Source organism: Paraburkholderia sp. GAS333 (genome assembly GCF_050435665.1).
Taxonomy (GTDB): Bacteria; Pseudomonadota; Gammaproteobacteria; order Burkholderiales; family Burkholderiaceae; genus Paraburkholderia; species Paraburkholderia fungorum_A.
On the sequence record NZ_JBNDKS010000001.1, the window covers coordinates 643850 to 666785 of the forward strand.

Annotated in this window: 18 protein-coding genes and 1 tRNA gene; 13 read left to right on the top strand and 6 right to left on the bottom strand. The window is 61.5% G+C overall.

Annotated features, from left to right (window positions below; genetic code table 11):
• The first annotated feature begins 232 nt into the window (after positions 1-232).
• Together ABH945_RS03005 and ABH945_RS03010 are read left to right on the top strand one after the other, a co-directional pair.
• Positions 233-1087: a hypothetical protein gene (locus ABH945_RS03005; protein WP_074766504.1), complete on the top strand. Its 855-nt coding sequence runs from the start codon at positions 233-235 to the stop codon at positions 1085-1087.
• 152 nt (positions 1088-1239) lie between these two features.
• A complete protein-coding gene (locus tag ABH945_RS03010) occupies positions 1240-1704 on the top strand; it encodes a DUF2214 family protein (protein WP_074764874.1) in 465 nt (154 codons plus the stop codon).
• A gap of 157 nt (positions 1705-1861) precedes the next feature.
• On the opposite strand, the gene ABH945_RS03015 is transcribed toward ABH945_RS03010, so the two are convergent.
• From ABH945_RS03015 to ABH945_RS03035, 5 genes are all read right to left on the bottom strand, one after another.
• Complete coding sequence (locus tag ABH945_RS03015) at positions 1862-3745, bottom strand: ABC transporter ATP-binding protein (protein ID WP_429249667.1); 1884 nt, start codon at positions 3743-3745, stop codon at positions 1862-1864.
• 486 nt (positions 3746-4231) lie between these two features.
• A tRNA-Val gene (locus ABH945_RS03020) sits at positions 4232-4306 on the bottom strand.
• 48 nt (positions 4307-4354) lie between these two features.
• The gene (gene dnaQ / locus ABH945_RS03025) at positions 4355-5089 is read right to left on the bottom strand and encodes a DNA polymerase III subunit epsilon (RefSeq protein ID WP_074764871.1); all 735 of its coding nucleotides are present in this window, start codon (positions 5087-5089) and stop codon (positions 4355-4357) included.
• 102 nt (positions 5090-5191) lie between these two features.
• Positions 5192-5638 (bottom strand): ribonuclease HI, encoded by a 447-nt coding sequence (rnhA, locus tag ABH945_RS03030; protein WP_074764869.1) that lies wholly within the window; start codon positions 5636-5638, stop codon positions 5192-5194.
• On the bottom strand, positions 5635-6495 hold the full coding sequence (locus ABH945_RS03035) for a class I SAM-dependent methyltransferase (RefSeq protein WP_074764867.1): 861 nt from the start codon (positions 6493-6495) through the stop codon (positions 5635-5637). Before ABH945_RS03035 ends, rnhA begins: the two co-directional genes overlap by 4 nt.
• Positions 6496-6514: 19 nt before the next feature.
• On the opposite strand from ABH945_RS03035, the gene gloB reads away from it, so the two are divergent.
• The 7 genes from gloB to ABH945_RS03070 all read left to right on the top strand — a co-directional run bounded on the left by gloB (position 6515) and on the right by ABH945_RS03070 (position 16877).
• Positions 6515-7306, top strand: a complete 792-nt coding sequence (gene gloB / locus ABH945_RS03040) for a hydroxyacylglutathione hydrolase (protein ID WP_429249668.1) — start codon at positions 6515-6517, stop codon at positions 7304-7306.
• Positions 7307-7463: 157 nt separating this feature from the next.
• The gene (locus ABH945_RS03045) at positions 7464-9158 is read left to right on the top strand and encodes a transglycosylase SLT domain-containing protein (RefSeq protein ID WP_429249669.1); all 1695 of its coding nucleotides are present in this window, start codon (positions 7464-7466) and stop codon (positions 9156-9158) included.
• 202 nt (positions 9159-9360) lie between these two features.
• Positions 9361-10602 carry an MFS transporter gene (locus tag ABH945_RS03050; protein WP_429249670.1) on the top strand — a complete coding sequence of 414 codons (1242 nt, stop codon included), beginning with the start codon at positions 9361-9363 and terminating at the stop codon, positions 10600-10602.
• A 448-nt stretch (positions 10603-11050) separates the two neighbouring features.
• Complete coding sequence (carA, locus tag ABH945_RS03055) at positions 11051-12205, top strand: glutamine-hydrolyzing carbamoyl-phosphate synthase small subunit (RefSeq protein ID WP_429249671.1); 1155 nt, start codon at positions 11051-11053, stop codon at positions 12203-12205.
• Positions 12206-12458: 253 nt separating this feature from the next.
• Positions 12459-15713, top strand: coding sequence for a carbamoyl-phosphate synthase large subunit (carB, locus tag ABH945_RS03060; protein ID WP_429249672.1), 3255 nt, complete (start codon positions 12459-12461; stop codon positions 15711-15713).
• Positions 15714-15864: 151 nt separating this feature from the next.
• Complete coding sequence (greA, locus tag ABH945_RS03065) at positions 15865-16341, top strand: transcription elongation factor GreA (RefSeq protein WP_074764856.1); 477 nt, start codon at positions 15865-15867, stop codon at positions 16339-16341.
• Positions 16342-16361: 20 nt separating this feature from the next.
• Entirely contained in the window at positions 16362-16877 is a 516-nt protein-coding gene (locus ABH945_RS03070) for a DUF4149 domain-containing protein (RefSeq protein WP_074766503.1), read from the top strand.
• Positions 16878-17017: 140 nt separating this feature from the next.
• Here the strand turns inward: ABH945_RS03070 and ABH945_RS03075 are convergent, their stop codons facing one another.
• The gene (locus ABH945_RS03075; protein WP_074764854.1) at positions 17018-17545 is read right to left on the bottom strand and encodes a YhbY family RNA-binding protein; all 528 of its coding nucleotides are present in this window, start codon (positions 17543-17545) and stop codon (positions 17018-17020) included.
• Positions 17546-17757: 212 nt separating this feature from the next.
• Between ABH945_RS03075 and ABH945_RS03080 the strand changes: the two genes are divergently transcribed.
• The 4 genes from ABH945_RS03080 (at position 17758) to glmM (ending at position 22867) form a co-directional block, all read left to right on the top strand.
• The gene (locus tag ABH945_RS03080; protein ID WP_074764852.1) at positions 17758-18420 is read left to right on the top strand and encodes an RlmE family RNA methyltransferase; all 663 of its coding nucleotides are present in this window, start codon (positions 17758-17760) and stop codon (positions 18418-18420) included.
• A gap of 189 nt (positions 18421-18609) precedes the next feature.
• Positions 18610-20499, top strand: a complete 1890-nt coding sequence (ftsH, locus tag ABH945_RS03085) for an ATP-dependent zinc metalloprotease FtsH (protein ID WP_429249673.1) — start codon at positions 18610-18612, stop codon at positions 20497-20499.
• A 169-nt stretch (positions 20500-20668) separates the two neighbouring features.
• On the top strand, positions 20669-21481 hold the full coding sequence (folP, locus tag ABH945_RS03090) for a dihydropteroate synthase (protein WP_429250356.1): 813 nt from the start codon (positions 20669-20671) through the stop codon (positions 21479-21481).
• 27 nt (positions 21482-21508) lie between these two features.
• The gene (gene glmM / locus ABH945_RS03095) at positions 21509-22867 is read left to right on the top strand and encodes a phosphoglucosamine mutase (protein WP_429249674.1); all 1359 of its coding nucleotides are present in this window, start codon (positions 21509-21511) and stop codon (positions 22865-22867) included.
• Positions 22868-22936: the final 69 nt, after the last annotated feature.

Here is a 22936-nt window from a genome sequence, read left to right on the forward strand (position 1 = left end):
TTCGCTGTCATTCAAAGGACGGCCGGCGGGACGCTTCAATCCGCCGGCCACCCACGCAACGCCTCGTGCGCAAACCGCTCACGGGGCGTTGTTGCATCCGCGCCGCGTTTTTTCGGACGAATGGCCGAAAGTGTGGGGCTGGGCCCGGTAACTGCGAGCCACGCTCGGTAATATCCCTATAATGGCCGTGCCGCAAATTTGGCTGCAAAGCCGCCGACGACAGGAGGATGCCTTGGCGAGAACGAAAGAGACGCGTGCGAATGCCGCGCCTGGCGCCGGAACGATTTTCGCGTTGCGCGCCATCGGTCTCGTGCTCCTCGCCCGCTGGCTTTTTTCGATGGCGCAGATGGGTCTGACTGCGTCGTTGTCGGCGATGGTGTCGTCGCCGTGGGCGTGCATCAACCTGGTTTTTCTGTTCCTGCTGATCTTCCTGCCGGGCGCGCGCGCCGTGGCCGAGCGTCCGTTTCATCCGTTGCCGCAATGGCTGCGGCAGGCGGTGCGTCTGTTTGCTTTCCTGGGATTTCTGTTCGCGGTCTGGTCGGTTGGCGCGTTTGTCGCCAGCGCCGGCTGGCGGCGCGCGGCGCAAGCGGTCGCGGCCACCAATGGCTGGCTGATCGCCGCGCCGGTGCTGTATGTCGCGGTCATCTGGATTTGCCGGCCGCGTCCGTTGTGGCGAACCAATATCGCCGCGCGCCGTTTTGCGATCGGCCGTTACGCGGTCGCGCTCGATCAGACCACACGCACGGTGAGCGTGTGGGCCGAGCGTCGCAAGGTGGGGCAGTACGACGCGCGTGAACTGTCCGTGCGCTGGGCGGCCGGGCAGGACGTGCGGGCTACGCCCACGCCGACACCCGCGGTCGCGTTTGGCGCTGCGGGCGATCCATCCGGGGCGCCGCTTCATTCGGCTGCGGCGTCCGCTCCCGCGTTGTCGCGTGGTGCGTTCGGCCGTCGTCCTAAGGTCGAATTGCTGTGGGATTCGCCTGCTGCGGCGGGCCACAACCGGCAAACCGTCTTCCGCGCCGCGTTGATGACTGAAGGCGACCGGGTCGCCGCACGGGCACTCGACACCACCTTGCAGCAAGTCTGAATCTGCGCGCTTTGTGCTGTCGGTCACACCTTGTGGCCAATGCGCGCGTCGTAAATCGATCCTTAGCCGATAATGGAGTCAGGGCGCCCGTCGTTCAACGACGGGCGAGTGGGACATACATCGATCGTATTGCGTCTTTCGCAGGAGTCGCCATGCTGGTTCGCTGGTTGCTTGCCGCCCTTCATCTGCTCGCTTACGGCTTCGCTCTCGCGTCGATACTCCGGCGCACGTGGGCGTTGCGTCGCGCTTCCGTACCAGCCGCGTTGCGATCCGTTTTCCGCGCCGATACCGGGTGGGGCATTTCCGCGTTGATTCTGGTGGTCACCGGGTTGATGCGCGCGTTCGGCGGTTACGAAAAGGGCGCAGACTACTACCTGCACGAGCCGCTCTTTCATCTCAAGATGACACTGCTCGTGCTAATCCTGCTCCTCGAAATTCCGTCGATGCTCGCGTTGATGCGCTGGCGCGCGGCAATCCGCAAAGGTGCACCGCCGGATCTGAAGAAGGCGCGGTCGTATGCGCGCTTCAGCGTGATCCAGACGATTTTGCTGGTGCTGATGGTGTTTGCTGCAACGGGGATGGCGCGCGGCATTGGGTTGCCGGCGTCGGTGGTGTAAGCGGGGGTAGCGTGGTTGCGACCGTGTTGTGGTTTTGCCGTAAGCGGCGACTGTAGCTGCCGGTGTATGCGCTGCGGGCAAGATCATGCCGCTGAATGTGGAGGTGGAGGCCGCCTTAAAGCGGCCTCCACCTCGCCTGTCAAACGCATAGCGCCTTTTACTTTTCGGTCACCAGGCTGGAGTCGTCGACCCGATTCGTCTCCGTTTTTGCGTCCAAAGTGCCGGGTATGAAATCGGACTCGCTCAATCCCTTGATCAGTTCCAGCGCCTGACGTTCGAACAACCGCCGGTACAGGCCGTTTTCGAGCCGGATCAGCGCGTCGTGACTGCCTTCCTCGATCACTTTGCCCTTGTCCAGCACCAGCAGTCTGTCCAGCGCGCGCACGGTGGACAGACGGTGCGCGACCACCAGCGTCGTGCGGCCCATCATCAGGCGCTCCATGGCCTGCTGGATCAGCACTTCGCTTTCGCTGTCGAGGCTCGACGTAGCCTCGTCCAGAATCAGGATCGGGGCGTCGGCGAGAAACGCCCGCGCAATCGCCACCCGCTGGCGTTCGCCGCCGGACAGTTTGACGCCTCGTTCACCGACCAGCGTGTCGTACCCGTTCGGCAGCGCCGCGATGAAATCGTGCGCGCTGGCGAGTTTCGCGGCCCGCTCGATCTCAGCGCGGCTCGCACCCGGCCGGGCATAGGCGATGTTCTCGGCGAGCGAGCGGTGAAACAGCACCGGCTCCTGCTGAACGATCGCGATCTGGCTGCGCAGCGACGCCTGCCGCACATGCGCGATGTCCTGACCGTCGATCGTGATCCGGCCACCCGAAATGTCGTAAAGACGCTGGATCAGCTTGATGAACGTCGTCTTGCCCGAACCGGAATGCCCGACCAGCCCGATACGCTCACCCGGCGCGATCCGCACGGAGAAGTTGTCGTAAAGCGGCTTCGGATTCGAACCGTAGTGAAAACTGACGTGCTCGAAGCGGATCTCGCCTTTGCCGATGACGATCGGCCCTGCGTTGGGCAGGTCCTCGATACCGAGCGGCTGCTTCTCCAGCGACACCAGTTCCTCCATGTCGTTGACCGAGCGTTGCAGGTTGCGGATGTGCATGCCGACGTCGCGCAAATAGCCTTGCAGCATGAAGAACATGGTCAGCGCGAACGTGATGTCGCCGACGCTCGCGTTGCCGCGCATCCACATCAGCAGCGCCACGCCGAGGATGGCTGCCTGGATCGCCACCAGCATGCCGCCCTGAACGCCGCCGTTGATCGTGCCGCGCACCCACGTGCGGCGCGTGCGATGACGCCACTTGCCGATCACGCGCTGAAGCAGCGCTTCTTCGCGCTCCTCGGCGCCGAACGCTTTCACGACGCCATTGCAGCTGACGGCATCGGCGAGTGCGCCGCCCATGCGCGTGTCCCATGCATTCGCGAGGCGCGCGGCCGGCGCGACGAAGCCGAGCGACATCGCCACGGTCACCGCGATATACACCACCGAGCCGATCCCGACGACTGCGCCCATCAACGGCCAGTGCCAGCCAAGCAGCACGGTCGCGCCCACCAGCATGACCAGCGACGGAAACAGGGCAATCAGCAACGTGTCATTGAGCAGGTCGAGCGCCCACATGCCGCGCGTGATTTTGCGGACGGTGGAACCGGCAAAGCTGTTGGCGTGCCAGTCGGTCGAAAAGCGTTGCACGCGATGAAACGCGTTGGCCGCGATCTCGCTCATCATCTTCAGCGTGAGCCGGATGATGTTGAAGTACATGCCCTGGCGGAGCAGCGTGGCGCTCAGGCCGAGCGCGCTCAATACGCAGAACGCAGTGATTGCTGCGTGCAGCGCAACTGCGTCGCCCGCCGGGCCGGACGCGATGGCATCGGCGAGGCGTCCGGCGAACAGTGGCGTGAGCACGTCCGCGAGGGCCGCGAACAGTACGAGCGCTGCGATGACGAAGATTCGCCACGGCTGTTGCGCCCAGTGAAGGAAGGTGAAGCCGAGGACATCCTTGAAGGCTTGTCCGCGAAAGTCGAGTTTTTTGTTAGCCATTTGCCACGACCCGATGACGCGCGAGCGCACCGAGGTTCCAGTCAGAAGCGAAAGGACGAGACAGTCAAAGCATGCCGGGATGCGATGGCAACGGAACGACGGACTGTCTGGATTTTGTGCGGCTAGCCTGTTGAGGCGAGGCCGCTTGAGCGACGATGCAACGACTTGTTAAGGTCGTGACGGCGATCGCGGGACCATGTATGGGAAAGCGATATGCACTGCGGACATGTGGCGCCTCCCTATGGTCGAATGAAGTGGTGGAGAAAGCAGACGGGGCGAATGCCCGAAAGCCGACTATATCAGCAGTATTTGGCTGCCGCAATTGTACGAAGTTACGGTGTTGACTGCGAAGTCGGACGTTGCAATGGCGTTGAGTCCGATTGCCTGAGCTGCTTTGAGGACCGCGACGTCGACCGCAAAATAGAAAAGGGCTCACGTATTTCTACGTGAGCCCTTTAATCTTCGGTGATCGACACACCAAAATTCTGGTGGGTAGTACTGGGATCGAACCAGTGACCCCTGCCGTGTGAAGGCAGTGCTCTACCGCTGAGCTAACCACCCGAAGAGATTCAAATTATGTCAGGAATTTTTACCCCTGTCTAGTACTTTTTAAGCGGTTTGCTCATCCGTTGTCGATACGGTTTCAACGCGCCATACGCTGGTGCCTTTGATCTGCTTATCGAGACCGTCGAGTACCGACTGGTGCGCGGCAATTTCGTCGTCGCTGGCGGCAATCACAACGAGGTCGAGCGAGTCGAGCGCAACCCGCGGCGCATTTGCGTCGCCGCCGGCGTGCGATTCGCCAAGCATGTCGATGACCAGGCTTTCCTGGCCGCGTGTCATCGCCAGGTAGACTTCGGCGAGCAGCTCCGAGTCGAGCAGTGCGCCGTGCAGCGTACGGTGCGCGTTGCTGATGCCGAAGCGGTCGCACAGCGCATCGAGCGAATTGCGCTTGCCGGGGAACATCTGTTTCGCGCGCGCGAGTGTGTCGATGATCTCGCCGCAATAGGTGCTCACTTTCGGCAAGCCCAGCAGTGCGAATTCTGCGTCGAGAAAGCCGATGTCGAACGGTGCGTTGTGGATGATCAGGTCCGCGCCTTGCACGAAGTCGCGAAACTGATCGGCGATTTCGGCGAACTTCGGTTTGTCACTCAGAAACTCCGTGGTCAAACCGTGGACGGCCAGTGCGCCCGGGTCGCTGTCGCGTTCCGGGTTGATATAGAAGTGCAGGTTGTTGCCGGTGAGCCGGCGGTTCACCAGCTCGACACAGCCGAGTTCGAGAATCCGGTCGCCGGTACGGGCATTCAGGCCGGTAGTTTCGGTATCGAGGATGAGTTGACGCATGTCGGAATAGCCTGCTTCAGAAAATGTGCAGCGGAAAATATACGGCGAAGAAATGACCCAGGAGAGGGGAGCGAATTTAAGCCGCGCCCGCCGCAACAGTCATCACATTTGCGTGAGTGAGGCGACGCCGCGATTGGCCAGTTGATCGGCCCGCTCGTTTTCCGGGTGTCCATTGTGCCCACGCACCCAGCGCCATTCGATCTCGTGTTGCGCGACGAGCGCGTCGAGCCGTTTCCACAGATCGGCATTCTTCACGGGCTGTTTAGCCGCCGTGATCCAGCCTTTCTTCTTCCAGCCGTGAATCCATTCGCTGATGCCTTTCTGCACATATTGCGAATCGGTGTGCACGACGGCCTTGCATGGACGCTTCAGCGCTTCGAGTGCGCCAATCACGCCCATCAGCTCCATGCGATTGTTGGTCGTGTTGGCTTCGCCGCCGAACAGTTCCTTTTCCTGGTCGCCGAAGCGCAGCAGCGCACCCCAGCCGCCTGGGCCGGGATTGCCCTTGCAGGCGCCGTCGGTATAAATATCGATGAGATCGGAAGTCATTGAGTGTGATTGCGAGTATTCGGTGAGGCGGCGGACGCCAGGCCCGCGGCGAGAACAGGTTTCTTCACTTTCAGCGGACCGACGAGACGCATGCCGGGCACGCGCTTGATCGCCTTGATCATGTAGGTGGCGCCGAAAATCGGCCACCAGCGGTCGCCGGCGGCTTCCATGAACGCGTAGCGGGACAGCCACTGGTCGCTGCCGAGCGGCGGACGATAGCAGCCGAAGCGCCCCCGTTCAAGGTCGAAACCCAGCAGCTTGATCCAGTCTTTCAGCCGCGTGAACGCGATCAGGTCGACAGCGGCGGGCACGAACGGCCGGCCGGTCATCTTGCCGACCGACTGCCGCGCGCCCCACAGCGACAGCGAGTTGAAGCCGAGAATGATCAGCTGGCCTTCGGGCATCAGCACGCGCTCGGCTTCGCGCAGCAGCCGATGCGGGTCGCTCGTGAATTCCAGTGTGTGCGGCATCACGATCAGATCGACGCTTTGGGCTTCGAACGGCAAATCCAGCAAATCGCACCATACCGCGCTGCGTCCGGCTGGCGCGGGCAAGCCGGCGGGCGAAAACGAAGGGGCGGCGGACAGCGGCACCGCGCCATTGCCGGAATAACGCGACGGGCCGTGCGGAAACGTGTACGGAGCGCTGGCTCCGCTCGCGGCATCGAGCACGAGGCCGCGACAGGGCATGCGGTTTTCGCGCAATGCGTCGAGCTGCGGCAGGCCGAGTTGCAGCGCATGATAGCCGAACACGTCCGACACCACGCGGTCGAGCTGGGTTTGTTCCCACTCCAGCACGTAGCGGCCAGGCGGCGAGTCGGTCCAGGCGGGCCAGTCTATAATCGCTCGGTCAGTCATATCAAAGAATGCGTCGCCTATGAATGCGCTCGAGTACGTACCGGTCCCGGCGTTTGAAGACAATTACATCTGGGTCGTGTCCGACGGACAACACGCGGTAGTCGTCGATCCGGGTGAGGCCGCGCCCGTGAAAGCCTATCTGGCGAAACGCGGGTGGCAGCTGAGCGCTATTTTACTCACCCACCATCATCACGACCACGTCGGTGGAGTGGCCGATCTGCTGAACGGCCAGGCCGTTCCCGTCTACGGCCCCGCCGGTGAAGCGATCGAGCATCTTACACACCGTCTCAAAAATGGCGACCATGTGACGATCGCGACACCTGCGCTCGAATTCAATGTTCTCGACGTGCCGGGTCACACGAGCGGGCACATTGCCTATTTTCAGGCTGCCGACCCGAACGGCACGCCGCACGTTTTCTGCGGCGACACGCTGTTTGCGTGCGGCTGCGGCCGGTTGTTCGAAGGCACGCCGAAGCAGATGCTGGCATCGCTCGACGCACTCGCCGCGTTGCCTGGCGCGACCGAGGTTCATTGCGCGCACGAGTACACGCTGTCGAACATCCGCTTCGCGCTCGCCTGCGAGCCGCACAATGCCGAACTGCAAGCCTGGCGCGACAAGGCGACGGAGTTGCGGGCGCGTCATGTGCCGACCTTGCCTACCACGATCGCCCATGAGCGCGCGGTGAATCCGTTCCTGCGCGCCGGCGAACCGTCGGTCCAGGCGAGCTTGCAGGATCAGTTGCATGAAAAAATCCCGGACCGGCTGGCCGCGTTTACGCTGATGCGCGAATGGAAAAACCGTTTCCGTTAATTCGTTCCGCATGTAAGCACTCCTCACGCGATGAATCGGAAAAATTCGCCAAGCCCAAGATTTCCTTGATTTTTTTCGTAATTTTCTGATTGACGGAAACGTTGCCGTTTCGTACTATCGGCTGCAAATTCCAGCCCTTGTGGAAGCCGAGACGTTCATGAGATTTATCTTTAGTGCGTTGTTGGTCCTGACACTCGCCGCTTGCGCGAGTCAAGGACCGGCAACGAGCAGTTCCACCGCAACCAATCCCGCCAGTCAACAAGCCGTAGCCGACGCACTTCGCAAGACAGCCACCGCCAAAGAAACCATCGACGTCGACAAGGGTTCCGTCACTCAACTGACGAGCGCCGACGCAGACCTTTGGGGCCGTATTCGTCGTGGCTTCCAGATGCCCGATCTGCAAACCGACCTCGTCGATATGCAGGTCAACTGGTATGCGCAGCGTCCCGACTACGTGCAGCGCATGACCGAGCGCTCGCAAAAATACCTGTACCACATCGTCGAGGAGCTCGAGGCGCGTCATATGCCGACCGAGCTCGCGCTGCTGCCGTTCATCGAATCCGCATATAGCCCGCAGGCTTTGTCGGTCGCGAAGGCGGCGGGCATGTGGCAGTTCATGCCGGGCACGGGCCGCACCTACAACCTCAAGCAGAACATGTGGCAGGACGAGCGCCGCGACGTGCTGGCGTCGACCAGCGCCGCGCTCGACTATCTGTCGAATCTGCACGACATGTTTGGTGACTGGCAACTGGCGCTCGCCGCGTACAACTGGGGCGAGGGCAACGTGCAGCGTGCGATCGCGCGCAATGAGGCAGCGGGTTTGCCGACCGACTACCTCAGCCTGCGCATGCCGAACGAGACGCGTAATTACGTGCCGAAGTTGCAGGCGGTGAAAAACATCGTGATGAACCCGCAAATGTACGGGCTCACTTTGCCGTCCATTCCGAACCACCCGTATTTTGTGACGGTCACCACGTCGCACGATATGGACGTGGAGGTGGCCGCGAAGCTCGCGAATCTCTCCACGGACGAATTCCGTTCGCTGAACCCGTCGTTCAGAAAGCCGGTGATTCTCGGCGCGACGCAACCGCAAATCCTGCTTCCATTCGACAACGCCAGCGCGTTCGAGCGTAATCTGAAGGCGTATTCCGGCTCGCTATCGTCGTGGACCACGTACACGGTCGACCAGCGCGCAACGCCGGCGGCGATCGCCCAGAAAATCGGTGTCGATGCCGACACGCTGATGGAAGTGAACAAAATTCCGGTCGGCATGCGCCTGAAGCCAGGCTCGACGATCGTCGTGCCCCGCGGTTCGGACGACGACGAAGACATCAGCGCCGACGTCGCCGAAAGCGCGGTTCTGGCGATGGAGCCCGACGTCCCCGACACCCGCAAGATGCTGATCCGCGTGCGCCGCAATCAGTCCATTGCTGCTATCGCCGTGCGTTATGGCGTATCGGTTGGTCAATTGAAGTCGTGGAACCGTACGCATCGCGATCAGGTCTCGCGCGGCCAGGTGATCGTGCTGCACGTGCCTGTCGGCAAGGCGATGCCGAGCGAGCCGGGTCCGGAGCGTATCGCCGCCGACGTGTCGGGCGGCGGGGTCGAGAAGATCGGCACTCGTGTCGCAGACACTCGAAGCGAATCGCGCTACGATAGAAAGAAGGGGCGGGGCCACTCATCCGCTGTGGTGAAGGTTTCCGAGCCGGTAGAAAAGGTCAGCAAGCCGACCGCGTCCGCCGCCAGCAAAGGCAAGGTGACGAAGGTATCGGCTTCCACGTCCAGCAAGGCGTCGAAGGCTGCGGCAGAGAGCCGCCCGAAGACTGCGGCCAACGCGAAGAAGGGTAAGTAGACCAATAGCGGCTCCCACGGTAGTGACCCATGCGCTGCGGGGGCAGCGCATGAATTGCGCTCCGATCACGCACCGTGTTTCCTGACGCCGTCACCTGTGGTGACGGCGTTTTTCATTCTGCAGATCATTTGCGGCGAGCTTCGCGCATTTCCTTTATCGTTCGTGCTTCGGTTACTTCGGCTGTCCAATTCAAAGCAAAGCTATGTCGTCGACCCAACTGCGCGTCTTTCTCCTCTTCTCCGCCGGCTACTTCGTTTCCTACCTGTTTCGCGGCGTCAATCTTGGTTTTGCGCCGTTCATTACGCGTGACCTGGGGTTGTCGGCGGCCGATCTGGGTCTGTTGACCAGCCTGTACTTCCTTGGATTTGCCGGCGCGCAGATTCCTGCGGGCGTGCTGCTCGACCACTTCGGCGCGCGCCGCGTGACGGCTGCCACGCTGCTATTCGCCGCGCTCGGTATCTGGGTGTTCGGCGCGGCGCAGAGCCTCGGCGTGATGATGATCGGGCGGCTGCTGATCGGCGTCGGCGTGTCCGTCTGTCTAGGGGCGGCGTTCAAGGCGCTGGCGCAGCATTTCGCGACGGCGCGTCTGCCGCTGATGAACGGACTGGTGATGGCGATCGGCGGTTTCGGCGGTGTGATGGTCGGCTCGCCGCTGACGTGGGTGCTGGGTTTCGCGGGCTGGCGCTCGGTTTGCGTCGGACTCGGTGTGTTGACGGTGCTCGTCGCGCTCGCACAATGGACGCTCGCGCCGGACACGAAGGAAACTCATCATCAGGCGAGTATCGGCGCGCAATTCAAAGGCACGCTGCATATTTTGCGCAGCGCGGCGTTCTGGAAAATGGCGTCCTTCTCGGTGGTCACGCAAGGCGTGTTCTACGCGATGCAGTCGCTGTGGGTCGGCGCCTGGTTGCGCGACGTGCAAGGCTTCGAGCCGCGTGAGGCCGCCGCGCTGGTGTCGGTTCTCGGTTTCGCGATGATGGCGGGCTGCATCGGCTTCGGCGCGGCGGCGCGCAGTCTCGAGCGACGTGGCATTTCGCTTTATGCGTTTTGCGGAATCGGCATGGCGCTGTATGTAGTGACGCAGTTGCTAATCATGTTCAAGGCGCCATTGCCCGCCGGCTTGCTATGGGCGGCGTACGGCATTTTCGGCGGGACTGGCATTCTTAGCTACGCTGTCATGGCCCGTCATTTTCCGGCGCAAATGATCGGCCGCGTGAACACCACGCTCACGCTGATTATCTTTCTGCTGATTTTCGGCTTCCAGATTGGCGTCGGCGCGGTGCTGTCGCATTGGCCGGCAACTAATGGTCATTACCCGGAAGTCGCGCATTTGACTGCCTGGGGGATTCTGGTGACGCTGCAGGTGCTGAGCGCGATCTGGTACGTATTGCCCAATCGTGCGGTAGTCCCTCCTGTGGAAATGCGCGCCGGCCAGGACGCCTGAGCGTTCGGACGGGCGCGCGGCTGCGAAGGGAGATTAATCGACGCTATCTTGATTTGGTGTCGATAAATTTCTCTTTGCCGACGCCAAAGTCAATTCCAGTAAGGGTTTGCGTGGATCGAGACCGGCCTGCACCGGGCCCGCGCGCCATCTCGGATTTGGAGGGAAGGGCGATTTCAGGCTATAATTTCAAGGTTTGAGCTTATCAACCCGCACCCTAGCGCCTACCTCTCCCATACCGTTCATCCGCCGCGCGCCAATGGCGTAGCAAGAAGGGCCCCGCACCAAGCCGATCCGTCCACACAATGGATACATTGGACACGTCGCGCACCCCTTGCAACGTTACAGGCAGTACGCGAGCGAGTCTGCGCGCGCATCCTCGATGTGTTTCGCTGCGGCTCGCAGTCGGATAGGCTGGTCGGCAACAGGGTGTTCCCCCAAGGAGTCTCCCGTGTTGCCGTCATTTTCTCCCGCTCTGCTCGCGCTCGCCGACGGCACGGTCTTTCGTGGTTACTCGATCGGCGCCCCCGGCCATACGATCGGCGAAGTCGTGTTCAACACCGCTATCACCGGCTATCAGGAAATCCTGACCGACCCGAGCTACGCGCGCCAGATCGTGACCCTCACGTATCCGCACATCGGTAACGTCGGTGTGAACGCCGAAGACGTCGAAGCTACGAAAGTCCATGCCGCCGGCCTGATCATCCGTGATCTGCCGGTTCTCGCGTCGAATTTCCGCATGGAGCGCACGCTCCCGCAATACCTGAAGGACGAAGGCGTCGTCGCCATCGCCGGCCTCGATACCCGCATGCTGACCCGCGTTCTGCGCGACAAGGGCGCGCAGAACGGCGCGATCCTCGCCGGTTCGGACGACGAAGCCAAGGCGATCGAACTCGCACGCTCGTTCCCGGGCCTCTCGGGCATGGACCTCGCGAAGGTCGTCTCGACGAAGGAAAGCTTCGAATGGACTCAGACCGAATGGCGTCTGGGCAGCGGCTACGGCACGCAGAGCGCGCCGAAGTACCGCGTGGTCGCGTTCGACTACGGCGTCAAATACAACATTCTGCGCATGCTGGCCGAACGTGGCTGCCACGTCACCGTGCTGCCGGCGCAAGCCACCGCGGCCGACGCGCTCGCGCTTAACCCAGACGGCATCTTCCTGTCGAACGGGCCTGGCGACCCGGAACCGTGCGATTACGCGATTGCAGCGGCAAGTGAGTTGATCGAGCGCGGCATTCCGACGTTCGGCATCTGCTTGGGGCACCAGATCATGGGCCTCGCGGTCGGCGCCAAGACCATGAAGATGAAGACCGGCCACCACGGCGCGAATCATCCGGTAAAGGATCTGGACGACGGCCGTGTGGTCATCACGTCACAGAATCACGGTTTTGCAGTCGACGCCGACACGCTGCCCGCGAACGCGCGCGCCACGCACGTTTCGCTGTTCGACGGCACGCTGCAAGGCTTCGCGCTGACCGACAAGCCGGCGTTCTGCTTCCAGGGTCACCCGGAAGCGTCGCCTGGTCCGCACGACATCGCTTATCTGTTCGACCGCTTCACCGGTTTGATGGATGCGAAGAAGGGCGGCAAGAGCGCGGCGGCGTAAGCTGAAGCGGCTCGGCGCTGCGGGCTTGCCGGAAGGAGTAGCACGGCATCCCGGCAGCGCGCGGCTCGTCAGGCGATGAGCGCTTCCAGCGCGCAAGGTGCGGAAGCGCCCCCCAAAACGAGCCACCCGCGACAGCCAACGGCAGCACACAGCAGCAAGCAGCAGCGCAAAAGCAGCGCACAGCAAAGCGCGCGCAACGCAACACCGACGCGCGCCGACGGAAAGAATTCAGGAATACATTAGCGAGAGCGTTATGCCCAAGCGGACAGACATCAAGAGCATCCTCATTATCGGCGCGGGTCCGATCATCATCGGCCAGGCGTGCGAGTTCGATTACTCGGGCGCGCAGGCATGCAAGGCGCTGCGTGAGGAAGGCTACAAGGTCATTCTCGTCAACAGCAATCCGGCGACGATCATGACCGACCCGAACACGGCCGACGTGACCTACATCGAGCCGATCACGTGGGAAGTGGTCGAGCGCATTATCGCGAAGGAGCGTCCGGACGCGATCCTGCCGACGATGGGCGGCCAGACCGCGCTGAACTGCGCGCTCGATCTCCACGCGCACGGCGTGCTGGAAAAGTACAAGGTCGAGCTGATCGGCGCATCGCCGGAAGCAATCGACAAGGCGGAAGACCGCCAGAAGTTCAAAGACGCGATGACCAAGATCGGCCTCGGTTCGGCCAAGTCGGGCACCGCGCATTCGATGGAAGAAGCTCTGACCGTGCAGGCGGATATCGCTGCACAAACCGGCAGCGGCGGTTATCCGGTCGTGATTCGTCCGTCGTTCACGCTCGGCGGTTCGGGCGGCGGCATTGCGTACAACCGCGACGAATTCGAAGAGATCTGCAAGCGCGGTCTCGATCTGTCGCCCACGCGCGAACTGCTGATCGAAGAATCGCTGCTCGGCTGGAAAGAGTACGAGATGGAAGTGGTCCGCGACACCAAGGACAACTGCATCATCGTCTGCTCGATCGAAAACCTGGACCCGATGGGCATCCATACCGGCGACTCGATCACCGTGGCTCCCGCACAAACGCTGACCGACAAGGAGTATCAGATCCTGCGTAACGCGTCGCTCGCGGTGCTGCGCGAGATCGGCGTCGATACTGGCGGCTCGAACGTGCAGTTCTCGATCAATCCGAAAGATGGCCGGATGGTGGTGATCGAAATGAACCCGCGCGTGTCGCGTTCGTCGGCGCTGGCGTCGAAGGCAACCGGCTTCCCGATCGCCAAGGTCGCGGCCAAGCTGGCTGTCGGCTACACGCTGGACGAGTTGAAGAACGAAATCACCGGCGGCGCGACCCCGGCGTCGTTCGAACCGACGATCGACTATGTCGTCACCAAGATTCCGCGTTTCGCGTTCGAGAAATTCCGCGAAGCCGATTCGCGCCTGACCACGCAGATGAAGTCGGTCGGCGAAGTGATGGCGATTGGCCGCACCTTCCAGGAATCGTTCCAGAAGGCGCTGCGTGGTCTGGAAGTCGGCGTCGACGGTCTGGACGAAAAGACCGATAACCGCGACGAGATCATCCGCGAGATCGGCGAAGCCGGTCCGGATCGTATCTGGTACGTCGGCGACGCGTTCCGTGTCGGCATGACGGCTCAGGAAATTTTCGACGAAACGTCCATCGACCCGTGGTTCCTCGCGCAAATCGAGCAGATCATCCTGAAGGAAAAGGCGTTGGCCGGCCGTACGCTGGCAAGCCTCACGAAGGAAGAGCTGAAGTATCTGAAGCAGAGCGGTTTCTCGGATCGCCGTCTGGCGAAGCTGGTTGGCGCAAAGCCGGCGGAAGTGCGTCAGCGCCGTATCGAGTTGAACGTGCGCCCGGTGTACAAGCGCGTCGACACGTGCGCGGCCGAGTTCGCGACGAAAACCGCATACATGTACTCGACCTACGAGGAAGAGTGCGAAGCGAACCCGACCAACAACAAGAAGATCATGGTGCTGGGCGGCGGCCCGAACCGGATCGGTCAGGGCATCGAGTTCGACTACTGCTGCGTGCACGCCGCGCTCGCGATGCGCGAAGACGGCTACGAAACCATCATGGTCAACTGCAACCCTGAAACCGTTTCGACCGACTACGACACGTCCGACCGTCTGTACTTCGAATCGCTGACGCTCGAAGACGTGCTCGAAATCGTCGACAAGGAAAAGCCGGTCGGCGTGATCGTGCAATACGGCGGCCAGACGCCGCTGAAGCTCGCGCTCGATCTCGAAGCGAACGGTGTGCCGATCGTCGGCACGTCGCCGGACATGATCGACGCCGCCGAAGACCGCGAGCGTTTCCAGAAGCTGCTGCAGGACCTGGGCTTGCGTCAGCCGCCGAACCGCACTGCACGCGCCGAAGACGAAGCACTCAAACTCGCCGACGAAATCGGCTACCCGCTGGTGGTGCGTCCGTCGTACGTGCTCGGCGGCCGCGCGATGGAAATCGTCCACGAGCCGCGCGACCTCGAGCGCTACATGCGCGAGGCCGTCAAGGTGTCGAACGACTCGCCGGTGCTGCTCGACCGCTTCCTGAACGACGCGATCGAATGCGACGTGGATTGCATTTCGGATGGCGAAGCCGTGTTCATCGGCGGCGTGATGGAGCACATCGAACAGGCAGGCGTCCACTCGGGCGACTCGGCTTGCTCGCTGCCGCCGTATTCGCTGTCGCAAGAAACCGTGACTGAGCTGAAGCGTCAGACCGGTGCGATGGCCAAGGCGCTGAATGTGATCGGCCTGATGAACGTGCAGTTCGCGATCCAGCAAGTGCCGCAGGCTGATGGCTCGAAAGAAGACATCATCTACGTGCTCGAAGTAAACCCGCGTGCCTCGCGTACCGTGCCGTACGTGTCGAAGGCGACCAGCCTGCCGCTTGCGAAGATTGCGGCGCGCGCGATGGTCGGCCAGAAGCTGGCAGAACAGGGCATCACGAAGGAAATCGTGCCGCCGTACTTCAGCGTCAAGGAAGCCGTGTTCCCGTTCGTCAAGTTCCCGGCAGTCGATCCGGTGCTCGGACCCGAAATGCGCTCGACCGGCGAAGTGATGGGCGTGGGCCAGACTTTCGGCGAAGCGCTGTTCAAGTCGCAACTCGCCGCGGGCTCGCGTCTGCCGGAGTCCGGCACGGTGCTGCTGACGGTGATGGACGCCGACAAGCCGAAGGCCGTCGAAGTCGCGCGCATGCTGCACGAACTCGGCTACCCGATCGTCGCGACCAAGGGCACGGCTGCCGCGATCGAAGCGGCCGGCGTGCCGGTCAAGGTCGTCAACAAGGTGAAGGACGGCCGTCCGCACATCGTCGACATGATCAAGAACGGCGAGATTGCGCTGGTCTTCACGACCGTCGACGAAACCCGCGCAGCGATCGCCGACTCGCGTTCAATCCGCATGAGCGCGCAGGCGAACAAGGTCACGTACTACACGACGATGTCCGGCGCGCGTGCTGCAGTTGAAGGTTTGCGCTATTTGAAGGACCTCGAAGTCTATGATTTACAAGGGCTGCACGCTCGCCTAAACTAAGGCTTCGACTTTTTGTCCGAGAAGTAAGTGCCGCGGTTAAGCGGCGTTCCGCAGGTGCTGTGGCCCGGGTTTTGCCCCGGGGCGCTGGCTCCCGCGGAATGCACTTAACCGCGGTGATTTTTTTACGGCTGTTTTTTGCATAGAGTTGTTTATGAGCACTGTTCCATTGACGAAGCGCGGCGCGGAAATGTTGCGCGATGAATTGCAGCGCCTGAAATCGGTTGAGCGTCCCTCGGTGATCAATTCGATCTCTGAAGCGCGTGCGCAGGGCGATCTGTCGGAAAACGCGGAATACGACGCGGCGAAGGAAAAGCAGGGCTTTATCGAAGGCCGGATTGCCGAGATCGAATCGAAGCTGGCTGGTGCACAGGTGATCGACCCGTCCAAGGTCGACGCGGACGGCCGCGTGGTGTTCGGCGCGACGCTGGAACTGGAAGATCTGGAGTCGGGTGCATCGGTCAAGTACCAGATCGTCGGTGACGACGAAGCAGATATCGACCATGGTCTGATCTCGATCAGCTCGCCGATCGCGCGTGCGTTGATCGGCAAGTCGGAAGGCGACGTGGCTTCGGTGCAGGCACCGGGCGGCGTGCGCGAGTACGAAATTATCGCGGTTAGCTACGTCTGATGGCGGCTGCGGTGTCCCAGATGCCCCATCGACTTTTTCGTCTTTTGACGGTGCTGTGGGTCGGCAGTCTGCTGACTATCGGCTATGCCGTCGCGCCGGTACTGTTCACGTCGCTCGACCGGATTTCGGCGGGCGCCGTGGCAGCACAGCTATTCCGGATCCAGGGGCTGGTTGGCATCGTGTGCGGCATTTTGCTGCTCGTTCTCGCGAATGTTCTGGTGCGCCGTGGCGATCAAGCCTATCGCCGTGTTCGCTGGATGATTGCCGGCATGCTGTTATGCGTGTTGGTGGGCTATTTCGCGTTGCAGCCGTTTATGAATGCGATGCGCGTGGCCGCACTCGAGGCTGGCAGCGACGTAGGGCATTCGGTGTATGCGACGCGCTTTGGCATCCTGCATGGCGTATCGAGTCTGTTTTATCTGATCGAAAGCGTGCTGGGTCTGGCTCTGGTGTGGAAGCTGCCTGCGGGTGGCGGCGTGCTGGCCGTGGAGCAGGGTGCTCATGGCAGCGGTACTGCAGGAAAAGTGACAGGCTGACGCAGTGAGTTGCCGCAGCGGGCGTGTTGCTGGAGCCCGCTGATCGGTTGCTTCGGGCAGATCGCCGTGCGCAATGGGTCGTCTGCTTCAGCCTACCTTGGGTCAAAGGTGCGGATCTGGCCCGCACCTCTACCATTCGCTTACTTCGACGATTGATGCGAGCGCTTTGCGCTGGTTTGACGCTTCTTGGCTCGCTTGATGTTGCCGCCTTGCGTCACACGTTCATTGCCACGCACGACAACCGCTTTAGCCTTCGGCTTGCGCATCGGAATTTCGCTGGGCTTCACGACCTTAACGACGCGCGGTGCGCGACCTTTACCCGGCTTGGCTTCTTCCGCAGCTTCGCGGGCGCTCGGCAAGGCGCCGCGTTTGGCCTTCACCGCGGGCTGGGTCGATTCCGGCTTCCAGATCACCAGCAACTTGCCGATGTGCTGGATCGGCGCGGCGTTCAACTTGTCGCAGATTTCTTCGTAGATCGCGATGCGCTCTTCGCGTTCATCGCCGAACACACGAATCTTGATCAGCTGATGAGCACCAAGGTGTACCTTAATTTCGGAGAGCACAGCGTCGGTCAAGCCTTCGGCGCCGACGAGCACGACCGGTTTGAGCGCATGTGCCTGGGAGCGCAACTCGGCGCGTTGGTCGGAAGAGACTTTGAGGGCTGGCATGGAAAGTGGGAGACTCGACTAAAATGGCGGCACCTGCGTTCCCGATCGATTTGCTCGATTGGGCCGATTCAACAGGGCGGCGCGTCAGAACAACAGAATCGCGGCTCACCGTTACTTATTGCCGGTTTAGGCATCAGTTTGGCACTGGCCGCGCGAATTAACCGCGTATTATCCCCTAAAGCGCGTCACCACGCAGCAAGAGTTCATCTTTAATGGCAAAAAACAAGTTCAACACCGCGTGGCTGCATGACCACATCAACGATCCCTACGTGAAAATGGCGCAGCGGGAGGGCTATCGCGCCCGCGCAGCCTACAAGCTCAAGGAAATCGACGAACAGGACAAGCTGATCCGGCCAGGGCAGGTCATTGTCGACCTGGGCTCGGTGCCTGGCAGCTGGAGTCAGTACGTGCGCAACAAACTCGCCAAGGGTGCACAACGCGACGCAGAGCGCGAAGGCGGCATCGACGGCACGATCATCGCGCTGGATATTCTCCCCATGGAACCAGTCGCTGACGTTCACTTCATTCAAGGCGACTTCCGCGAAGACGCCGTAGTGGGTCAACTGGAAGAATTGGTCGGAGAACGCCAGGTTGACCTTGTAATTTCGGATATGGCGCCCAACCTGTCGGGAGTGGCGGTGGCGGATGCCGCGCGAATCGAGCATTTGTGCGACCTCGCGTTGGAATTTTCGCAAAATCACCTGAAATCCGATGGTGCCCTTTTAGTCAAATGCTTTCACGGCAGCGGTTACAGCCAGATTGTCGAAAAGTTCAAGCGTCAGTTCAAGGTGGTGGCGGCCCGCAAGCCGAAAGCGTCGCGGGATAAATCGTCAGAAACATTTATTTTGGGTAAGCATCTTAAGCGTCCTGCATAAGGGCGCTCCAGAACGGTTCCGCATCTGTCGATAAGGTGCTGGGGGCGCCGGAAATTGGCGCTGCAGCGGCCCGCTACGCTATTTCTGTGGTAGCGAAACCTTATGGCAGGGGTCTGCGGACTGGATTAGAATGCTTTCGTGGTGCCGCAAGGCAAATGTAGGCGCCCGTCTAAGTGAAGGAGTGGTGCTTTGAACAACAATATGTTTTCGAAGGCGGCAGTGTGGCTGGTTATCGCACTGGTGCTGTTTACGGTGTTCAAGCAGTTCGACAAGCCCCGTGTCCAGGAAGGTGTTTCCTATTCGCAGTTCATGGATGACGCTAAGGCCGGCAAAGTCAAGAACGTCATCGTCCAGGGGCGGAACCTCACGGTCACTCCAGCAGACGGCCAGAAGTACCAGATCGTGTCGCCCGGCGACATCTGGATGGTCGGCGATCTGATGAAGTATGGCGTTCAGGTGAGCGGCAAGGCTGATGACGAACCCAATGCGCTGGTGTCGGCGCTGTACTACCTCGGGCCGACGATCCTGATCATCGGTTTCTGGTTCTACATGATGCGACAGATGCAGGGGGGCGGCAAAGGCGGGGCATTCTCGTTCGGCAAATCCCGTGCTCGTCTGATCGACGAGAACAACAACGCAATCAATTTCACCGACGTTGCCGGTTGCGACGAAGCGAAAGAAGAAGTCTCCGAACTCGTTGACTTCCTGCGCGATCCGCAGAAATTTCAGAAGCTGGGTGGTCGAATTCCGCGTGGCGTGCTGCTGGTTGGGCCACCGGGAACGGGTAAGACTTTGCTGGCGCGCGCAATCGCCGGCGAAGCGAAAGTGCCGTTCTTCAGCATCTCGGGTTCGGACTTCGTTGAAATGTTCGTCGGTGTGGGTGCGGCTCGTGTGCGCGACATGTTCGAACAGGCGAAGAAGCACGCACCGTGTATCGTGTTCATCGACGAAATCGACGCGGTCGGCCGTCATCGTGGCGCCGGCATGGGCGGCGGTAACGACGAACGCGAACAGACGTTGAACCAGATGCTGGTCGAGATGGACGGCTTCGAAGCGAACTCGGGCGTGATCGTGATCGCTGCAACGAACCGTTCGGACGTACTCGACAAGGCTCTGCTGCGTCCGGGCCGTTTCGACCGTCAGGTGTATGTCGGTCTGCCGGATATTCGCGGTCGCGAGCACATCATGAAGGTTCACCTGCGCAAGGTGCCGATTTCGAACGACGTCGACGCAGCGGTGATCGCGCGCGGCACGCCGGGCTTCTCGGGCGCTGATCTCGCGAACCTTGTGAACGAAGCGGCATTGTTTGCGGCTCGCCGTGGCAAGCGCATTGTCGAGATGAACGACTTTGAAGACGCGAAGGACAAGATCTTCATGGGTCCGGAGCGCAAGTCGGCCGTGATCCGCGAAGAGTCGAAGCGTGCAACGGCCTATCACGAGTCGGGTCATGCGGTGATTGCCAAGCTGTTGCCGAAGGCCGATCCGGTGCACAAGGTCACGATTATTCCGCGTGGCCGTGCGTTGGGCGTAACGTGGCAGTTGCCGGAGCATGACAACGAAACGTATTCGAAGGACTACCTGCTCGATCGTCTCGCGATTCTGTTCGGCGGCCGCGTTGCCGAAGAGTTGTTCCTGAACCTGATCAGCACGGGTGCATCGGACGACTTCAACAAGGCAACCCAAACAGCGCGTGCAATGGTAGCCCGTTTCGGTATGACCGATGCATTGGGGCCGATGGTCTACGTCGACGACGAGAACGACGCAACGCCTTTTGGCCGTGGCTTCACGCGTACGATTTCGGAAGCGACTCAGCAAAAGGTCGATGCTGAAATTCGCCGCGTGCTGGACGAGCAGTACACGCTCGCAAAGCGCCTGCTGGACGAAAATCGCGACAAGGTCGAAGCGATGACAGCCGCACTGATGGAGTGGGAGACGATCGACGCCGATCAGATCAACGACATCATGGCTGGCCGTCCGCCGCGCTCGCCGAAGAGCTCGCCGCCGTCGGCAAGCGACGCCTCGTCGGGCGGAAGTCCGGGCGCTGAGGTCAAGCCGGGTAGCGCAACCGCACCCGCCTGATCGTCAAATAGTAGAAAGTGCGGGCCGGTGTGTTCCACGCCGGCCCGTTTTGCATTTATTTGTTTTGCGTGAAGTTCGCTACGTGTCGAAAGTCGATTGCAGTTTTCTTCCCGTCCCCGCGCCGCTGCAATGCGGCCGCTTCAAGCTGACCTTTGAACGCCCTTTGGTGATGGGCATTCTGAACGTCACGCCCGATTCTTTTTCCGATGGTGGCAAGTACGCGATGCGCGACGATGCGCTGCGCCAGGCGGAGCGGATGATGCTCGACGGCGTGGATATCATCGATATCGGCGGCGAATCGACTCGGCCGGGGGCGCCCCCCGTGCCACTCGACGAGGAACTCGAACGCGTGATTCCGCTTGTCGAGCAACTACGCGGCGCGAACGTGCCGCTGTCGATCGATACTTATAAGCCGGAAGTGATGCGCCACGCGCTGACTGCGGGCGCTGATCTGATCAACGATATTTGGGGCTTTCGCATGCCCGGCGCAGTTGACGCTGTGCGCGACAGCAATTGCGGTCTATGCGTGATGCATATGCTCGGTGAGCCGCAGACCATGCAACTCGGCGAGCCTGCCTATGAAGATGTGGTGAGCGAAGTTCGCCATTTTCTCGAGGAGCGCGTGGCTACGTTGCAGCAGGCTGGTGTCGCGCGCGAACGCATTAGCGTTGATCCGGGGTTTGGCTTCGGCAAGGCGGTGATCGAGCATAACTATGCGCTGCTCGCGCATCTGCCGGACACGGCTCCACGCGCCGAGCCGCCGTATCCGATTCTTGCGGGCATGTCGCGCAAATCGATGATCGGCGCGGTGGTCGGGCGCCCGGCGCCGGAGCGCGTCGCGGGCAGCATCGCAGCGGCTGTGTGCGCAGCCGAACGGGGCGCGGCAATTCTGCGTGTCCATGACGTCTTACAAACTGTAGATTCATTGAAAGTATGGGCAGCTATGCGCGATGCGGCGAAACACGCCCGCGCGCACGATTGAACCCAACGCCACGGGAGATAGATAAAAATGGCACGTCGTTACTTTGGAACGGACGGGATTCGAGGCAAGGTTGGCGAAGGACCGATTACCCCGGAATTCGTGCTGCGGCTCGGTTACGCTGCGGGCAAGGTGCTCGCGGGCGCGGATCGCTGGGCCAAATCCGGCACGCGGCCAACAGTGCTGATCGGTAAAGACACGCGTGTGTCGGGCTACATGCTCGAAGCGGCGCTCGAGTCGGGATTTTCGGCAGCGGGCGTCGACGTGATGCTCGCCGGTCCCATGCCGACCCCGGGCATTGCGTATCTGACGCGCGCACTGCGGCTTGCCGCAGGCGTCGTCATTAGCGCGTCGCATAACCCGTATTACGACAACGGCATCAAATTTTTCTCCGCCGACGGCAACAAGTTGCCGGACGAAGTGGAGTCGATGATCGAAGAGCAACTCGATCAGCCGCTCGCCTGCGCCGCCTCCGAACAGCTCGGCAAGGCTCGGCGGCTCGACGACGCCGCCGGTCGCTATATCGAGTTCTGCAAAAGCACGTTCCCGGCTGCGTACGATCTGCGTGGCATGAAGCTGGTGGTCGACTGTGCGCACGGTGCCGCTTATGACGTCGCGCCGCACGTGTTCCACGAACTCGGCGCCGAGGTGATTCCAATCGGCGTGTCGCCGAACGGCTTCAACATCAACGACGGTGTCGGCGCGACCGCACCCGATGCGCTCGTGCGCGCGGTGCGCGCGAATCACGCGGACCTCGGTATCGCGCTCGATGGCGACGCCGACCGTCTGCAGGTGGTGGATGCGGCGGGGCGTCTGTATAACGGCGACGAACTGCTGTACGTGCTGGTCAAGGACCGGATCGCGACCGAAGGCAAAGTGCCGGGCGCAGTCGGTACGTTGATGACCAATATGGCCGTCGAGGTCGCGTTGCAGGAAGCCGGCGTGAAGTTCGTGCGCGCGGCGGTCGGCGATCGTTACGTGCTCGAACAGTTGCGCGAGCACGGCTGGCAGCTCGGCGCGGAGGGTTCGGGACACATTCTGTCGCTGGATCGTCACTCGACCGGCGACGGTATCGTCTCCGCGTTGCTGGTGCTGGCGGCGATGCAGCGCAGCGGCAAGCAGCTCGCCGAATTGCTGGAGGGCGTCACGCTATTCCCGCAGAAGCTGATCAACGTGCGCATGAAACCTGACGCGGACTGGAAGGGCAGCGACTCGATCCGTCGCGCGATCGGCACGGCCGAAGACGCGTTGAAAGGGCGCGGGCGCGTGCTGATTCGTGCATCCGGTACAGAGCCGGTTCTGCGCGTGATGGTCGAAGCGGAAAGTGCCGACGACGCGGTTCTGCATTCGGAAACTATCGCGGATGCGGTGAGGCAGGCTACGGCTTAAGCGGTATTCAGGCAGCGGCGCGGCGCTATTGGCGTGCCGTTGCCGCTGTCGTTGACGCTGCCATCGCAG

Excerpts from the sequence above, each read along its gene's own strand:
- glmM (WP_429249674.1), top strand. The coding sequence starts at position 21,509 with ATGGCACGTCGTTACTTTGGAACGGACGGGATTCGAGGCAAGGTTGGC.
- ABH945_RS03050 (WP_429249670.1), top strand. The coding sequence starts at position 9,361 with ATGTCGTCGACCCAACTGCGCGTCTTTCTCCTCTTCTCCGCCGGCTAC.
- ABH945_RS03045 (WP_429249669.1), top strand. The coding sequence starts at position 7,464 with ATGAGATTTATCTTTAGTGCGTTGTTGGTCCTGACACTCGCCGCTTGC.
- ABH945_RS03080 (WP_074764852.1), top strand. The coding sequence starts at position 17,758 with ATGGCAAAAAACAAGTTCAACACCGCGTGGCTGCATGACCACATCAAC.
- carB (WP_429249672.1), top strand. The coding sequence starts at position 12,459 with ATGCCCAAGCGGACAGACATCAAGAGCATCCTCATTATCGGCGCGGGT.
- dnaQ (WP_074764871.1), bottom strand. The coding sequence starts at position 5,089 with ATGCGTCAACTCATCCTCGATACCGAAACTACCGGCCTGAATGCCCGT.
- folP (WP_429250356.1), top strand. The coding sequence starts at position 20,669 with ATGGGCATTCTGAACGTCACGCCCGATTCTTTTTCCGATGGTGGCAAG.
- greA (WP_074764856.1), top strand. The coding sequence starts at position 15,865 with ATGAGCACTGTTCCATTGACGAAGCGCGGCGCGGAAATGTTGCGCGAT.
- ABH945_RS03070 (WP_074766503.1), top strand. The coding sequence starts at position 16,362 with ATGCCCCATCGACTTTTTCGTCTTTTGACGGTGCTGTGGGTCGGCAGT.
- gloB (WP_429249668.1), top strand. The coding sequence starts at position 6,515 with ATGAATGCGCTCGAGTACGTACCGGTCCCGGCGTTTGAAGACAATTAC.
- ABH945_RS03010 (WP_074764874.1), top strand. The coding sequence starts at position 1,240 with ATGCTGGTTCGCTGGTTGCTTGCCGCCCTTCATCTGCTCGCTTACGGC.
- ABH945_RS03015 (WP_429249667.1), bottom strand. The coding sequence starts at position 3,745 with ATGGCTAACAAAAAACTCGACTTTCGCGGACAAGCCTTCAAGGATGTC.
- ABH945_RS03035 (WP_074764867.1), bottom strand. The coding sequence starts at position 6,495 with ATGACTGACCGAGCGATTATAGACTGGCCCGCCTGGACCGACTCGCCG.
- ABH945_RS03075 (WP_074764854.1), bottom strand. The coding sequence starts at position 17,545 with ATGCCAGCCCTCAAAGTCTCTTCCGACCAACGCGCCGAGTTGCGCTCC.
- rnhA (WP_074764869.1), bottom strand. The coding sequence starts at position 5,638 with ATGACTTCCGATCTCATCGATATTTATACCGACGGCGCCTGCAAGGGC.